Origin of the sequence: Spongiimicrobium sp. 3-5, from assembly GCF_046557915.1 — a bacterium.
Taxonomy (GTDB): domain Bacteria; phylum Bacteroidota; class Bacteroidia; order Flavobacteriales; family Flavobacteriaceae; genus JBHEBG01.
The window spans coordinates 1076958-1093496 of record NZ_JBHEBG010000001.1 but is presented as its reverse complement, the minus strand read 5'-3'; the positions used below and the strand labels follow the sequence as shown (position 1 = coordinate 1093496).

Genomic DNA, 16539 nt, shown 5'->3' with positions numbered 1-16539 from the left:
CTGAGCATGATCATCGATAGCCATCAACATTTTTGGAAATACAATGCCGAGAAACATGCTTGGATAGACAATTCTATGAAGGCGATCCGAAGAGATTTTCTTCCCTCGGATTTACGCCCTGTTCTACAAGCAAATAAAATTGATGGGTGCATAGCAGTCCAGGCAGATCAGTCTTTTGAGGAAACTGAGTTTTTATTGGCCTGCGCAGAAAATGACAATTTTATTAAGGGTGTTGTTGGATGGGTAGATCTATTAAAAACAGACGTAGAAGAACAATTAACAGCCTTTGCCCAAAACAATTTGTTTAAGGGGGTAAGACATATTGTACAAGACGAACCGGACACATATTTTATGCTTAGGCCCGATTTTCAAAGGGGGATAAGCCTGTTGTCCAAGTTTGGGCTCACATACGATATTTTAATTTATAAACACCAACTACCGGCAGCAATAGAATTGGCGCATAGATTTCCCAACCAAACTTTTATACTGGACCACATGGCAAAACCCCAGGTTTCAGACGGTTTAGAAAATGAATGGAAATCCCATATAGAACAACTAGGAGCCTGCCAAAACGTATATTGCAAACTGTCGGGGTTGGTTACGGAAACCAAAGGATATCGTTGGAAAAAAGAAGATTTTTTTCCTTTTTTAGATACCGTTATGAAAGCTTTTGGCACGGACAGGGTGATGTTCGGATCAGACTGGCCAGTGTGCCTACTAGCCGGATCTTACAAGGACGTATTATCCGTCATCAGCAATTACATAGAAACCCTGCCGTCAGCAGATCAAAAACAAATAATGGGGCAAAATGCCGCAAACATATACAAGCTATAGAACAAATGAAGTTTACCGTAATTGAAATCCGATTTACCAGAAACGTATTTATAAAATGTGCCATTGTGCTCTTTACATTGGGTCTATTTTATTCTTGTCAGACCGTAAAGGAAGATGAAAGCAGCAAACAACTAGCCAAACATGTTATATTAATTGGTTCCGACGGTTTTGGAGCTTATGCTTTTAAGGAAGCCAAAATACCCAATTTGCGAAAAATGATGAGCAAGGGGTCTTATTCATTAAAAGCTCGGTCTGTATTGCCTTCTTCAAGCGCTGTAAACTGGGCGTCCATGATCATGGGTTCTGGTCCGGAATTGCACGGATATATGGAATGGGGTAGCAAAACTCCCGAATTACCATCCAGAATCATCGGTCAAGGGAACATATACCCCACAATTTTTAGTTTAATCCATGAGCAACTTCCTAAGGCAAAAAAGGGCGTTTCCTATACCTGGGGAGGTATTGGTTATCTTTTCGAAAAAAACATGACCGATCTAGACTATAACGGAAAAACAGACTCCCTTACGATGAGTGCGGCGTTGGATTTTATTTTAAACGAAAAGCCTGCACTTACCTTTGTACATTTTGACGAGCCAGATGGTGCCGGACATTCCATTGGTCATGGAACCCCAGAATACTTTAGTGCTGTGGAAGAAATAGATGCCCTTGTAGGTCACATGCTGAACACACTCGAAAAAAACAATATGCTAGAGGATACCGTTATTCTTTTTTCTTCGGACCACGGAGGGGTAGAAAAAGGTCATGGAGGAAAAACCTTGGCAGAAGTAGAGATTCCATGGATCGCTTATGGAGGCAACCTTCCTGCAAAAGGGGCACTAAAATCTAGTATTGTCACCTACGACACGGCGCCCACCATCGCCAAAATCTTGGGTTTGGAGACGCCACCCTTTTGGAGAGGAGAACCAATTAACGAAATCTTTAACAATGAGAAATAACATACTGGCCCTATTTGGCCTAATTTTAATGACCACTTGTGCGCCCCAAAAGAAAGAACTTACGGTTGATGCCCCCAATATTGTATTGTTCTTGGTAGATGATATGGGATGGCAAGATACTTCCGTGCCGTTTTGGTCTAAAAAAACCCCTTTCAACGACCTCTATAAAACCCCAAACATGGAACGTTTGGCAGCTTCAGGTATAAAAATGACCCAGGCGTATGCCACCGCGGTATGTTCGCCTACAAGGGTAAGTCTAATGACGGGGATGAATGCCGCCAGACACCGAGTTACCAATTGGACGTTAGAGAAAGACCTATTGCAACCAATGGAAACAAACCATGAAACACTTACATTTCCCGAATGGAATGTTAATGGGCTAAGCCCGGTGGAGGGTGATACCAAAGCTGTATACGCCACCCCATTACCACAGTTGTTAAAAGATAATGGGTATTTTACCATCCATTCCGGAAAAGCGCATTTCGGAGCCATTGGAACACCCGGAGCCAACCCATTAAATCTTGGATTTAATGTTAACATAGGAGGCCACGCGGCCGGGGCACCCGAAAGCTATTTGGGTACGGAAAGCTTTGGAAACAATCCGTCAGAGAGCAAAGTTTGGGCTGTTCCCGGTTTAAAAAAATATCATGGTAAAGATATTTTTTTAACCGAAGCCATTACCCAAGAAGCTCTAAAGGCCGTTGACTCGGCCATGAACAAAAAACAACCATTCTTTCTATACATGGCCCATTACGCGGTGCACACACCAATAATGGGCGATGACCGTTTTCTACAACCATACTTGGAAAAAGGGTTAGATTCTACCGAAGCGAAATATGCCTCCATGGTAGAAGGCATGGACAAAAGTTTGGGAGACATTATGAACTTTTTGGAGGAAAAAGGCGCTACGGAAAATACCATTATCTTATTTATGTCGGATAACGGCGGACTTAGTGCCGTGGCTCGTGGTGGAGAATTACACACTCATAACAAACCCCTTTCTAGCGGAAAAGGATCTGTTTATGAAGGTGGTATAAGGGAACCTATGCTTGTAAAATGGCCGGGGAAAGTAAAACCCAATTCCGTTTCCGAGGAATACGTTATTATCGAAGATTTCTATCCTACCATACTAGAAATGGCACAAATTAAAAACCCAAAGGTTGTTCAAACTATAGACGGGCAAAGTTTTGTGCCGATACTTACAGAAGAAAAGCAAATCGCCGAACCCCGTCCCTTGTTTTGGCATTATCCAAATGAATGGGGCCCTTCAGGACCGGGGATAGGGGCATCTAGTGCGGTTAGACTGGGTGCGTGGAAATTTATCCACTTCCATGAGAACGGACACCTGGAATTGTATAACCTGAATGACGATATTGGGGAGGCCCAAAATTTGGCCCTGGTAAATTCTGAAAAAACAAAAGAGTTGGCAGAGGTACTATCGAACTATCTGAGAACGGTAAATGCACAAATGCCATCGAACAAAAAAACCGGGGTACAGATACCGTTCCCTGATGAAATTCTGGCCCATGAAAAAAACTGAGTTGTTTGCCTTATTGGCAATACTGTTTGTTGTTCAATCTTGTTCTAAGACCAAACCCCCAGCCCCTATTGGACCGGTGCCTTCTGAAAGGCAATTGGCATGGCACGAACTGCAATATTATGCCTTTGTACATTTTAACATGAACACCTTTACCAATATGGAATGGGGCCTTGGCGGGGAATCTCCCCAACTGTTCGATCCGGTTCAGTTAGATACCAGGCAATGGGCAAAGATAGCCAGTGAAGCAGGTATGAAAGGTATCATAATCACTGCTAAACATCATGATGGGTTCTGCTTATGGCCCACCAAGACCACGAAGCATTCAGTAAAAAATTCGCCTTGGAAAAACGGTCAGGGCGATCTAATAAAAGACCTTTCCGATGCCTGCAGGGAATACGGCCTTAAATTTGGCGTTTACCTTTCCCCTTGGGACAGAAACCACAAAGATTATGGCAAGCCAAAATATGTGGCAGATTATCATGAACAATTGCGTGAGCTATTGACCAATTACGGAGAAATATTTGAAGTCTGGTTTGATGGTGCCAATGGAGGTTCTGGATATTATGGAGGTGCCAATGAAGACAGAAAAATAGACAATAAAACCTATTACGAATGGGACAAGGTTACCGCTATTGTACGAGAACTGCAGCCTAACGCGGTTATTTTTAGTGATGGCGGACCAGATATCCGATGGGTGGGGAACGAAGAAGGTTGGGCCAATGAAACCAACTGGAGTATTATGAGGAGAGACGAGATATACCCGGGTTGGCCCAGATATGTAGAGCTTAGATCGGGTCATGAAGATGGCACGCATTGGCTACCATCGGAAGTAAACGTATCCATACGCCCCGGGTGGTACTATCATCCATCCGAAGACCATCAGGTAAAATCACTGGCGCATTTGGTAAAGATATACTACGAATCCATTGGACGAAATGGTAATTTTTTATTGAACCTTCCTGTAGACCCTAGAGGTTTGGTACACGAAAAAGATGCAAAGCAGTTACTGCTGCTTCGACAACAGATAGACAAAGATTTTTCACTAGATCTTGCCAAAGGACAAAAGGTATCTGCAACGGAGGTAAGAGGCAATAGCCGTGATTTTGCCGTTGAAAATATCAATGACGAAAATGCGGAGACCTATTGGGCGCCCAATGACGGTACAACGGAAGCATCTATTACCATTTCATTTGAAAACCCTACCCAGGTGAACCGAATTGTTTTGCAAGAATATATTCCTTTGGGTCAACGGGTAAGTAAATTTAGTATTGAAGCGGAGGTTGACGGAGACTGGAAAGAAATTGATAAACAGACCACTATAGGATATAAACGTATCTTACGGTTTGATGCGGTTACGACCACCAAGCTAAAGGTGAATATCCTCGAGGCCAAAGGGCCACCCACCATAGCTAACATTTCTTGTTACCAAGCGCCAAATTTACTAACGGAACCAGAAATTACAAGAAACCGGAGCGGATTGGTTACTTTAGAAGTACCCGATAAGAACATTACTGTTTTCTATACCTTGGACGGTACCACACCTACAACCTCTTCCTTAAAATACCAAGAGCCCTTTTTGATAAACACGCCTACCACTATAAAAGCTATGGCGTTTGACCCCAATGATAAGAGAGAGACTAGTGTTGCCGTAAAATACTTTGATTTCAGTAAAGAAGACTGGAACGTGGTGAAAACCTCATCGGGAAAATTGGAAGAAGCATTTAAAATGATAGACGACGACCCTAAAACTTTCTGGGCCATGGACAAGGGTACAGAAGGCCCTAAAGAGGTGGTGTTAGACCTTGGGAAGCAACATAACCTAAACGGTTTTACCTACTGGCCCATGCAAGAGCGTTGGTCGTTTGGGATTATAACGAACTATGAGTTTTTTGTAAGTGATAAGGGTATCAACTGGACAAGGGTTGCCAAAGGAGAATTTAGCAATATTGTCAATAATCCTGTAGAACAATCGATAACCTTCAATACCATCAAAGCCAGATTTATTAAATTGAAGGCTGTAAACATAGCAGGGGAAGATAAAAGGGCTTCTTTTGGTGAAATAGGGATCATTACTTCAAATCGATGAAAGAATGGATTTAGACTTAAAGGATAAAATCATCATAGTTACTGGAGGTTCCAAAGGAATTGGTAATGGCATAGTCCAAGTGCTGGCATCTGAAGGGGCCATACCTGTAATCGTGGGTAGAAACAAACAGAATGTATTGGATGCGGTAAAACACATCGAAGATACGTTTGGAGAGGCATATTATGCCCTAGCGGAACTTACAGACCCCAATCAGTGCAGAGCTGCAGTTGAGCGGGTCGTTCAAAAATATGGAAGAATCGATGGTTTGGTGAATAACGCAGGTGTAAATGATGGTGTAGGTTTAGAGGACGGCAACTACGAAGAATTTTTACAATCCATAAATAGAAATTTAACCCACTATTATTTAATGGCTCATTATTCGCTTCCCCAACTTAAGAAGAGTAAGGGAGCCATTGTTAATATTGGATCTAAAACGTCCTTTACCGGGCAAGGCGGAACTTCGGGATATGCTTCTGCCAATGGGGGTAGAAATGCCTTAACCAGAGAGTGGAGTCTAGAATTGCTAAAGTACTCCATACGTGTAAATGCCGTAATCGTTGCAGAATGCCTAACACCCCTATATCATAAATGGATAAATACATTTCCAAACCCTAAGGAAAGATTAAAGGAAATTACATCTAAAATCCCTCTGGAAAATAGAATGACAACTGTTGAGGAAATAGGCAATACCGTGGCCTTTTTGCTCTCTTCCAAGTCTAGTCATACCACGGGCCAGCTCATCTTTGTGGATGGTGGATACACCCATTTGGACCGAGCGTTATAAAAGGAAAGGCTTACAAACAGATTGATATGAAACGATATGCACTTGCCTTGGATCTAAAAGACGATCCCCAACTGATAGCCGAATATGAAGCTTATCATAAAAATGTATGGCCAGAAATAACACAAGCTATTTTAGACTCGGGAATTGTTGGCATGGAGATATACCGTTTGGGTACAAGACTGTTTATGAGCATAGAAACGGAGGACGATTTCTCATTCGAAAAAAAAGCGATTGCCGATCAAAAAAATTCCAAAACACAGGAATGGGAAGATCTGATGGAACGTTATCAACAGCGACTCTCTATTGCAAAGCCCGGAGAAAAATGGTCACTTATGAGCAAAATATTTGAATTAAAAAAAGAGTCCTAGAGTCAAAACAAGCAATCCAAGAAAGATGTCCAACCCTAAAGAAATAAAATTCAGTTCTAGGTTTCCCTCAACGGCAGACCTTAGAGATAGGGCCAAAAAACGAATTCCAAAATTTGCTTTCGAGTACTTGGACGGTGGCTGTAACGAAGATATAAACCTTCATAAAAACACTTCCGAGCTGCGCAAAGTTGAACTACAACCACATTATCTTAAAGAATACAAAAATGCGGATACCCGGACCCAACTGTTTGGTCATACCTATGATGCTCCCTTTGGTATCGCCCCTGTTGGTTTGCAAGGTTTAATGTGGCCCAACGCACCAGAAATATTGGCAAAAGCAGCTTTTGAACACAATGTCCCCTTTGTACTTAGTACCGTAACCACAAGTAGTATTGAGCGGATAAGCGAAATTACGGAAGGCCAAGCATGGTTTCAGTTATACCACCCTAAGGAAAATGCGCTTAGGAACAACATTATTAAACGTGCAGAAACTGCCGGTTGTCCCGTGCTGGTTATACTTTGCGATGTACCAACATTTGGGTTTCGTCCAAGAGATATAAGAAACGGGCTATCCATGCCCCCAAAAATGACCTTGAACAATATCCTTCAAATATTTGGAAAACCTAATTGGGCCCTTAAGACCTTGTTGCATGGACAGCCAAATTTTGAAACCTTAAAACCCTACATGCCCAAAAACTTGGACCTGAGTCAGCTTGGTAAATTTATGGACGAAACTTTTTCGGGTAGATTAAACGAGGAAAAGATTGCCCCCATCCGAGATATGTGGAAGGGCAAATTAGTACTTAAGGGAGTCGCCAACGAAGCAGATGCGGAGAAGGCCGTGGCGTTGGGATTGGATGGTATTATCGTATCCAACCATGGAGGAAGGCAGTTAGATGCCGGCGAATCTAGCATAAAACCACTTACGAGAATCGCGGACCGTTATGGGGATAAGATAACGGTAATGATGGATAGCGGCATACGATCCGGCCCAGATGTGGCCAGATCGCTGGCCAGCGGGGCACAATTTACTTTTATGGGACGCACATTTATGTACGGTGTAGCCGCCTTAGGTAAAAAAGGCGGCGATCATACCATATCTCTTATTAAAACAGAACTGAAACAGGTTATGGAACAGATATGCTGTGAAAAAGTAAGTCACCTTCCCAATTATCTCATCACCAAAGTCTAAAACAATTTGGATTTCCATAAATCGGCGATACCCCAATACACCGCCCCTCCGTTTTCTTACATTTTAGGTTTACTCGGTACGCAAACTTTTGATAGGGCTGGCTTTTGCGGCTTTAATGGCCTGAAAACTTACCGTTACAACAGTTACGAACATGGCACCCAACATTGCCAAGGCAAAAATCCACCACTTAAGGATTACCCTATATGGATATTCTTGTAGCCAACCATTCATAACATAATATGCTATGGGGACGGCAATAAAACAAGAGATGATCACCAACTTTAAAAAGTCTTGGGAAAGCATGTTCCATACATTGAAAACAGAAGCTCCCAATACTTTCCTCACACCAATTTCCTTGGTGCGCTGCTCTGCTACGAATGATGTAAGACCAAACAATCCCAAACAGCTGATTAATATGGCCAAGGCCGTAAAAATGCCCGATAGTCTGCCCACACGTTCCTCGGATGCAAACTTTGCACCATATTGCTCATCCACAAATTCGTACTGAAACGGAATATCGGGGAAATGCTGGGTAAAGACCCGCTCTACAATGGCCAAGTTTTGACTTGCACTTTGGTTAGGGTTTAACCTTAGATTATAATAGCTTGCATTCTCATTCTTATCAAACACATACAAGCCCTGTTTTACCGGTTCATAGGGCGATTGAGCGATCATATCCTCTACAACACCAATTATTTGCATGGGTTCATCCGGATCTTCTTCGTCATCATCCTTTAAAAATTTACCTATTGGATCAACAATACCCATATACTTAACAGCAGTTTCATTAATAAGAATAGCATTGGAATCTGAGGCAAACTCACGCGAAAAATCACGGCCCTGAACAATTTTCAAATTTAACGATTTGGCGTATTCGGCGGAAACCTCCGTCCAGGCAAAATCTTCCTGAAAACCCTCTGGTTTACCTTCCCAGTTATACCCACTTCGGTTAGACCAAATACGTGTAGTGGGACTGCTAGAGGTAGACATTTCCACCACGGCATTGGAGCCCAGGAATTCGCTTCGCATAAGGTCGTACTTACCCCTAAAATCCTGACTCATGGTAGGCACCTGTATTAGGCCTTCCTTGTCATAACCCACAGGACGGTTCTTGGCAAAGTTAATTTGCTGCATTACAATAACGGTTCCTATGATAAATGCAACCGAAACGGTGAATTGAAGTACAACCAAAATTTTTCTGGGAGTGCCTGCATATTTACCTCCTTTAAAAGTACCTTTTAATACCTGAACCGGTCTAAATGAAGATAGATATAGGGCCGGATAACTCCCCGCCAATAAAGCGGTAAACAAAACAAATAATATGGAAATGAACCAAAAGACGCCTGCACCCCAAGGGAATTCTATTTGTTTTCTTGCCAACTCATTAAACCCATTTAATGACAACAACACTATTAGGATGGCAATTACATAAGCAAACAATACTACTAAAAAAGATTCGCTTAAAAACTGATAGATCAATTGGCCCCTTTGGGAGCCTATAGATTTTCTTATACCGACTTCCTTGGCCCTTTTTTCGGACCTTGCCGTACTTAGATTCATAAAGTTGATACATGCCAATAGCAGCACAAAGGCTCCAATAATACCAAATAACCAAACATATTTTATACGGCCACCTACTTGTTTTCCGTTCTCAAAATTACCCCGTAAATGCCAGTCTTTCATGGGAAAAAGAAACAGTTGGGGATTAAATTCTACTGTATCCTCGTTTAAATCCTTTTTTACGTCCTTAATGGTCGCGGTTACTTTTTCCATGGTGGTGTTATCGGCAATTTGTACAAACAATTGGAAGGAGTTGTTTCCCCAATTATCCACTGCCTGTTTTACCCACTCTCGTTCAGTAATATATTTTTCCCATGGCATAATAAATTGGGTGTCGGTAAAAGAGCTTTTAAAAGGAATATCCTCATAAACACTGGTCACCATCATATCATATTCGCTATTTACCTTAATCACCTTACCGATAGGATCTTCCTCTCCAAACAAGGCTTTAGCGGTAGATTGACCGAGCATTATGGAATTTATCTCCCTTACACCATCTTTTTCGCCTTTTAGAATTTTAAGGTCCAGCATTTCGGGTGCTTCCCGTTGCATAAAATTACCTGATCTAGAGATACTGGTTTCTTTATATTTTAGGTACTGATCGTTATTCCACGAGGACATGACCAGATGTTTGAAATTATCTTGATAACCTTCCCGTAGTGCCATTTCCAATGGCCTTGGTATTGCCGGTCCGGTACCCGTTTGTCCGTTAAAGGTCTGTGACTGAAAAATTTGCGCAATTTTATCCTTGTTTGTAAAGTACTCATTGTGAGAAAGCTCGTCTTCCATCCAAAGACCAATGATAAGGGTAACGGCCATTCCTAAAGCAAGACCCCCAACGTTAATGGCGGAATACGCTTTGTTTTTCAGGAGGTTTCGCCAAGCGATTTTTAAATAGTTCTTGAACATGGTTTATCGTATTTTTTGAATGGTTTAATTGTTGTTCGTTTTTTTTGATTTGATTGGCCCTTTTTATTATCGATTAAGGGCGATTGATGAATAAACTCTCTTTTATTTCATAGTGTTATATGGTTATATCATGGCGTCCAGGGCCCTATTTTGGCTTTCTGCTACAATCTGACCGTCGAACAGGTTTACCACCCTATGTGCATAGTGCGAATCCCTATCGGAATGCGTAACCATAACAATGGTAGTACCTTCTTGGTTTAACTCGGTCAAAAGATTCATAACCTCCACGCCATTTTTGGAATCCAAATTTCCGGTGGGCTCATCGGCCAGAATAAGTTTTGGATTGGTCACTACAGCCCTGGAAATTGCAACGCGTTGTTGTTGCCCTCCCGATAGTTGTTGTGGAAAGTGCTTTTCCCTATGAGCTATTTTCATTCGCTCCAATACTTTCATTACCCTCTTCTTACGTTCGCTTTTTCCCATTTTAAGATAAATAAGGGGTAATTCTACATTCTCATAAACCGTTAGTTCATCTATGAGGTTAAAACTCTGAAATACAAAACCAAGATTGCCCTTTCGTAATAATGTGCGTTGGCTTTCTTTGAGTCCGCCTACCTCATTACCGGCAAAGTTATAACTGCCTTCCGTTGGATTATCTAGCATACCAATAATGTTCAACAAGGTAGATTTTCCACATCCTGAGGGGCCCATAATGGCAACAAATTCGCTTTCTTCTACTTTAAGGGTTGTATTGTTCAAGGCCAAGGTTTCTATATCTTCGGTTCTAAAGCTTTTTTTCAAATTTTGGATAGTAATCATTTTAGATTGGATTTGTGGTTTAGTTATAAGGACTACACCAACTCATGAAATGTTACATTTTTTTATGTTAAAACTATTTCTTTAACTTCCCTACTGCTGTTGAGGGTCATCAACTTCATGTCCAATCGTGATATGTTATCTATTACTAGCACGTCAAATTATATACTATAGCTATGCCAATATTTTAAATAAATGATAATCAGCGTATTAAACACCAAATTATTTATAACCGAAAGTAAAGTGTAAAAAAAATGGACAGATAATGTAAAAAAAATGGACGCTGTTAGGTCCAAACTCATTGCTTAGTTAGCAATTTAAATCCTGGCAGAAGCCATTAGGAGATGATATGCAGCACGGATCCTTGATTATAGCGAAGCACTATATTTATGTCTTTATAAGGACAACATTTTAGAATAGTGGTTTTTTTGATGTCTAAGATTAACCCTGTCTTTTTAACTCCCCGCTTACCAAGGCTTTTTCAAGGTCAATCTTTACGGTACGAAAGCTTCTAAAAAAACGTCTTCCGTCTTTACGGGCTACGGTAATTACCACCTCGCCATTGGTCTTTTCGCCAATATTGGTTACTACTACAAGATTGCCCCTTACACTTTTGTAATTGGCTATGCCTCCCCTTTTAATGATTGTATGGGCACGTGGAAAATCAATATGAGTATACCCTGGACTTGCCGCTTCGCCAATTTGAAAAACATCACCTATAACTGGCTGTTGTACGGTAGGGGTTACCTGTCCTGTGATGGGTAACGAACAAATTACACACAATACCGCTATTACATACTTTATCATAATATTAATTTACATGAAGGTATTAAATTCAAAAATAATGAAACTTTCAATTCCACAAAATGACAAATATCAGTAGCCACTTGCCAACACTATGCACGTGGTTATGTCCGAATAACAGGGATTGTGTTAATTTACGGTTAAACATGTTGCATATACAACTTTGGTTTTTATCTTTGTGCCATGAAGTATCGGTTAGAGCATTGTATTGGGTCTAGACTAAGACGTTTATCGCGAATTGCGGACGGGCATATCCGAAAGTACTTGGGCGACCACAAAATTACTGAAAACCAAATGACTATTCTGTTTACGATGCACGAACTAGGCAAGGTAGAGCAAGGAAAATTGGGAGAAGTTCTTTGTCTTGAACGATCTACGATCAGTAGAAACGTTAAACTCCTTGAAAAACAACGCTTGGTATTGCGAACCGTAGCATACAGGCCAGAAGTTGAACTAACAAAACAAGGCCTGGATTTGGTAAAAGTACTTATTCCTCAATGGGAAAAAGCCATGGATGTGCTGGTGGAACAATTGCAAAATGATGGAATACAAAGCCTCCAAAACCTAGAAAGTAGAATGCGTTGAAAAAATTTAAACATTAAGTTGCATATACAACATATATTCAAATCAATAATAAAAACTATAATGAAAACAGATCAAGACAATTCGAAACTATTTAGCACAAAACAAGTGCGCATTCAAAAATTTGGACTTACCATCCGATACGCAGAACTCGGCAGCCCCAATAACCCAACAATACTACTCCTACACGGGGTTCCCGAAAATCTTCAGACCTGGTACGCTATTGCGCCATCTTTATCCAAGAACTATCATGTTCTGGCCATCGACTGGCCCGGTTTTGGAGGTAGTGAGGCCTTTACTGATCTAAAAAAACACAATCCCCGCACTTTTGCGGCGGTTGGTATAGATTTTTTGAATACGCTCAAAATTCAACAGGCGCATGTTATGGCTACCGACATTGGGCTTTCACCGGCGTTGATCATGGGGGTAGAAAACCCTACCCGGATTGGCAAGATCATAGTTATGGACGGAATCCCTTTCCCTACCACTGCCTATTCTTCATGGGAAGTAAGGAGTTTTGGACGCAAGAACTCTATTAGGGCCAAAGCACTAATCAAATGGTTCCCAAGAATTTCTGCCAAGATCGCTTATAACAAAGGATTTTACAAAAGCAGTAACATACCCAAAGAAATCCAGGATAAATTCCTTGCGGATGGCTACAACAAAACTACCCAAAAGGTTTTTCTGTCCTATTTTCAAAACAACGCCCCCGGGCAGGCCTATTTGGAAAGTAGGATTCATGAAGTACAGCAGCCCGTATTGGTGGTCTGGGGAAGGCACGACCGTTTTATCAATGTAAAACTAGCAGAGCTTTTGGCAGAAAAACTACCCAATGCCCGCCTCAAAATTATAGAGGACGCCGGACATTTTGTGCATATGGATAAACCCACTGACCTTATAAAGGCGACCAAGGAATTTCTAGCTCAAAAAGTTACAGCAAGTGCCTTGGCAGTTGAATAAACCACGGATTTTTTACACCAAGTTATACCCTACCTAAAAACAAATAGCATGAAAACTAAAATAACGTCCGACTTTCCGTTTGAGTCCAAATTCCTGAAAGTCTACGGGGCCAAATTACATTATATAGACGAAAACAATCAGAAAAACACTCCCCAAACCACCTTTGTATTGCTCCATGGCAACCCCAGCTCCAACTACCTGTGGCGGAACATTGTTCCCGAACTTGCCAAGCAAGGAAGGGTGGTTGCACCAGATCTAATAGGTTTTGGCAAGTCCGATAAACCTAAAATTGATTACAAGGTACTTACCCACGAAAGGTACATCGAGGAATTCATCAACATACTGCAATTGGACAACATTGTCTTCGTGCTGCACGATTGGGGAACGGCCCTGGGTTTGGCTTTTGCGCGCAAGAACGAAAATAGGGTTAAGGGAGTTGCGTTTATGGAGGGTGTTATAAAACCAAAAAAATGGGACTTTGGGAAAGCCGGTACCAGGCTCATCTTCCGACTTTTCAGAACACCCTTTATTGGTCAATGGATGATTATAAACAATAATTTCTTCGTTGAGAAAATCTTGCTACATATGGGGACAAAGAGAGAATTGAGTGCTAAAGAAAGAGAATACTATGCGGCGCCTTTTCTTTCCAAGAGTAGCAGAAAGCCCGTTTATGTTTTTCCCAACGAAATTCCGATCAATAAGAAACCGAGGGATGTATACGAGATGGTCAAAAGTAACCACGATTGGTTAAGTAAGACTTCCATACCAAAATTATTACTGTGGGTAAAACCAGGAGTACTTATAAAGCCATGGCATGTTATACAGATGCAAGAAAGCTATCCGAACCTTCATACGGAATATCTTGGAATAAGCTCAAAAGGCTTTTTAAAGGAGTCACATTATGTGCAGGAAGATTTCCCTACGGAAATTGCTGCGGCAATATCTAAGTGGTTTAGAACAACCCATTTTAAGCCAGTGGCCCCTTCATCGCCATAGTCATCTTTTTTGGTATCTTTAACTGGCACAACACTAAATAAAACAATCCTAAGTGCACCAAATAACGAAAAAGCACTGATAAAGCTTCAACCATGGTTTCTTGGGACGATCCACATATACAACTTTTTTATACGTACCTAAACAGATTTGCCCCTGTTTCCCAAACGTCTTTTGAAGAGTTCCTTCCCTTTATAAAAGTCAGAGGTGTCCAAAAAAATGAGAGTATCTTATTACGGGGACAGACCGCGCGAAATGTTTATTTTGTCTGCGAGGGAATACTCGTATCCCAATGGATGGATGATGAAGCCAACGTATATGTCAAAAACTTTTTCGTTGAGGGTCATTTAGCCGGTTCCACGGTTTCCATGCTTACAAATACCCCTTCCGGGTTTGGTATAGAATCCGTTGAGGACGGAATCATTCTCGAAATGAACTATCAGCGCTATAAGGAAGTAATCTACAATCATGATGACTTAAAGAATTATTACATCGTTAATCTAGAACAAAATTGGATTATTGAGAATGAAAGGCGACAGATTTCATTTGCCACAGAAAATGCTACAGCACGCTACATCTCCTTCCTTAATAGGTATCCCAAATTACCCCAGAGAGTACCCCAATGGTTAATAGCTTCCTATCTCGGAATTACACCAACTCAGCTTAGCAGAATAAGAAAAGATCTTTAAAATTCATTTATCAACATATGTAAATGCAGGGGGTTAAGAACTACCCTAATTTTGGCCTATAAATCATTAATATTTTGAATTATGAGTCAGTCGGCACCAATTCTTTTGGCATTTGTAGGCGGGGTGTTTTTGGCCTTGCATGGAGGCTTCAATTCTCAATTGAGCGAGCAACTTAAAAGTCCGATGCTGACTTCCCTTGTAGCCTATATTGTAAGTACGGTGATAGCTTTTTTGGCTGTGACCATCAATACCAGACATTTTCCTTCTTTCTATCAATTGAAGGACATACCCTACTACTTGTGGTTTTCGGGAGCGTTATTCAGTGTGGCAGGTATTGGCCTCTATTATTATACGATACCAAAATTGGGTATTTCAACAATGATCTCAATAGGCCTCTTCGGACAAATCTTGTTTTCTGTTATAGCTGGGCACTTTGGCTGGTTTGGATTGCCTACAGAACCTCTAGCCTATAAAAAAGTCTTTGGCGTTCTTGCCATGACCTTAGGAATTATATTAATTAAAAACACATAAAAAATGAACTTAAAGCAACGTAACATAGATAATTTAACCTCGTTATGGAAATTAGTAAATAGAAGGGCCAACGCTTATGTAGTCGGAGATATTTTTGACTATGGAATTGTAAATTACTCCGACTGGCCCAATAGGCTGTGGTTTATAAATAGACCTAATCAAGGTGACCTGGATCTTGTGAAAAAAACTATTTCTACGGCTACGACCAAAATTACGGTTCCCTATTGGGACATTGACGGGAATGATTACGAGCCCCTTCTGAAAAAAAATGGTTTTGAAAAAGTTTTGGAACAGGTAGGAATGGCCACTGATCTTACAAAAGGTAATTTTATTCCCTCAGAAATTGACCTCAACAAAGTAAAAGACGAAGGCACGGCACTATTATGGGAATCCTTATTTGAAAAAGCCTTTAACTACAAAATTAACCATAAACTACTCCTAAAAAGCTATGGCGAAATAGATTATCTCATTGCGTATGACAAGACATCTCCAGTAGGCACGGCTTTAATGTACTGCAGCGGAAAAGAGGTTGTTGGAATCCATTCCATGGGAATCATTCCTGAAATGAGAAGAAAAGGGTATGCCGAAAGAATGATGCATTCCATGTTATATGAAGCGGTTGATAAAGGATATAATTATGCCGTGCTTCAAGCCTCTGCAATGGGGAAAGGGTTGTACGAAAAGCTAGGTTTTGAAGAACAGTTCTTAATGAGGAACTACGTACTGCCGCAACATGTTTAAGCAGATTGGAAATCAGCTTTTAAACTATTGAGGTCTTTCAATCCGAACATTTGGCACTCCAGACGGCTATAGCCGCAGGAAGCAGATATCGCACAAAAATTAGAGGACTAAGTGAAGAATTGGAAGACCGCTGAGGAGGATTCATAATAATGGCCATCCTGGGTCACTTCTTTAATAAAAGAGCGGTCAAAAAA

Annotated in this window: 16 protein-coding genes; 13 read left to right on the top strand and 3 right to left on the bottom strand. The window is 41.0% G+C overall.

The genetic code is table 11. The features are described from left to right. Window positions 1–6: 6 nt before the first annotated feature. Genes ACEQ81_RS04900 through ACEQ81_RS04870 form a run of 7 tightly spaced genes read left to right on the top strand, consistent with a single transcriptional unit; the run spans window position 7 to window position 7760 of the window. Window positions 7–834: an amidohydrolase family protein gene (locus ACEQ81_RS04900; protein ID WP_411029727.1), complete on the top strand. Its 828-nt coding sequence runs from the start codon at window positions 7–9 to the stop codon at window positions 832–834. Window positions 835–839: 5 nt separating this feature from the next. Continuing rightward, window positions 840–1790, top strand: coding sequence for an alkaline phosphatase (locus ACEQ81_RS04895; RefSeq protein WP_411029726.1), 951 nt, complete (start codon window positions 840–842; stop codon window positions 1788–1790). Next, window positions 1780–3330: a sulfatase gene (locus ACEQ81_RS04890; RefSeq protein ID WP_411029725.1), complete on the top strand. Its 1551-nt coding sequence runs from the start codon at window positions 1780–1782 to the stop codon at window positions 3328–3330. Before ACEQ81_RS04895 ends, ACEQ81_RS04890 begins: the two co-directional genes overlap by 11 nt. Further along, the gene (locus ACEQ81_RS04885) at window positions 3317–5416 is read left to right on the top strand and encodes an alpha-L-fucosidase (RefSeq protein ID WP_411029724.1); all 2100 of its coding nucleotides are present in this window, start codon (window positions 3317–3319) and stop codon (window positions 5414–5416) included. The genes ACEQ81_RS04890 and ACEQ81_RS04885 overlap by 14 nt, the downstream gene beginning before the upstream one ends. Before the next feature lie 4 nt (window positions 5417–5420). Then, window positions 5421–6200 (top strand): SDR family oxidoreductase, encoded by a 780-nt coding sequence (locus ACEQ81_RS04880; RefSeq protein WP_411029723.1) that lies wholly within the window; start codon window positions 5421–5423, stop codon window positions 6198–6200. 26 nt (window positions 6201–6226) lie between these two features. Further along, a complete protein-coding gene (locus ACEQ81_RS04875) occupies window positions 6227–6568 on the top strand; it encodes an L-rhamnose mutarotase (protein ID WP_411029722.1) in 342 nt (113 codons plus the stop codon). Window positions 6569–6593: 25 nt separating this feature from the next. Next, window positions 6594–7760 carry an alpha-hydroxy-acid oxidizing protein gene (locus tag ACEQ81_RS04870; RefSeq protein ID WP_411029721.1) on the top strand — a complete coding sequence of 389 codons (1167 nt, stop codon included), beginning with the start codon at window positions 6594–6596 and terminating at the stop codon, window positions 7758–7760. Window positions 7761–7829: 69 nt separating this feature from the next. Here ACEQ81_RS04870 and ACEQ81_RS04865 read toward each other — a convergent pair whose 3' ends face one another. The 3 genes from ACEQ81_RS04865 to ACEQ81_RS04855 all read right to left on the bottom strand — a co-directional run bounded on the left by ACEQ81_RS04865 (window position 7830) and on the right by ACEQ81_RS04855 (window position 11852). Then, window positions 7830–10229: an ABC transporter permease gene (locus ACEQ81_RS04865; protein ID WP_411029720.1), complete on the bottom strand. Its 2400-nt coding sequence runs from the start codon at window positions 10227–10229 to the stop codon at window positions 7830–7832. Window positions 10230–10352: 123 nt separating this feature from the next. Then, window positions 10353–11048, bottom strand: a complete 696-nt coding sequence (locus tag ACEQ81_RS04860) for an ABC transporter ATP-binding protein (protein ID WP_411029719.1) — start codon at window positions 11046–11048, stop codon at window positions 10353–10355. Between the two features lie 438 nt (window positions 11049–11486). Further along, window positions 11487–11852, bottom strand: a complete 366-nt coding sequence (locus ACEQ81_RS04855) for a hypothetical protein (RefSeq protein ID WP_411029718.1) — start codon at window positions 11850–11852, stop codon at window positions 11487–11489. Between the two features lie 180 nt (window positions 11853–12032). On the opposite strand from ACEQ81_RS04855, the gene ACEQ81_RS04850 reads away from it, so the two are divergent. From ACEQ81_RS04850 to ACEQ81_RS04825, 6 genes are all read left to right on the top strand, one after another. Next, the gene (locus tag ACEQ81_RS04850; protein WP_411029717.1) at window positions 12033–12434 is read left to right on the top strand and encodes a MarR family winged helix-turn-helix transcriptional regulator; all 402 of its coding nucleotides are present in this window, start codon (window positions 12033–12035) and stop codon (window positions 12432–12434) included. Window positions 12435–12494: 60 nt separating this feature from the next. After that, a complete protein-coding gene (locus ACEQ81_RS04845; RefSeq protein WP_411029716.1) occupies window positions 12495–13391 on the top strand; it encodes an alpha/beta fold hydrolase in 897 nt (298 codons plus the stop codon). A gap of 48 nt (window positions 13392–13439) precedes the next feature. Beyond that, complete coding sequence (locus tag ACEQ81_RS04840) at window positions 13440–14387, top strand: haloalkane dehalogenase (protein ID WP_411029715.1); 948 nt, start codon at window positions 13440–13442, stop codon at window positions 14385–14387. Window positions 14388–14479: 92 nt separating this feature from the next. Then, window positions 14480–15073: a Crp/Fnr family transcriptional regulator gene (locus tag ACEQ81_RS04835; protein WP_411029714.1), complete on the top strand. Its 594-nt coding sequence runs from the start codon at window positions 14480–14482 to the stop codon at window positions 15071–15073. Between the two features lie 81 nt (window positions 15074–15154). Continuing rightward, window positions 15155–15604, top strand: coding sequence for a DMT family transporter (locus ACEQ81_RS04830; RefSeq protein ID WP_411029713.1), 450 nt, complete (start codon window positions 15155–15157; stop codon window positions 15602–15604). A gap of 3 nt (window positions 15605–15607) precedes the next feature. Continuing rightward, complete coding sequence (locus ACEQ81_RS04825) at window positions 15608–16345, top strand: GNAT family N-acetyltransferase (RefSeq protein ID WP_411029712.1); 738 nt, start codon at window positions 15608–15610, stop codon at window positions 16343–16345. The last annotated feature ends 194 nt before the right edge of the window (window positions 16346–16539 follow it).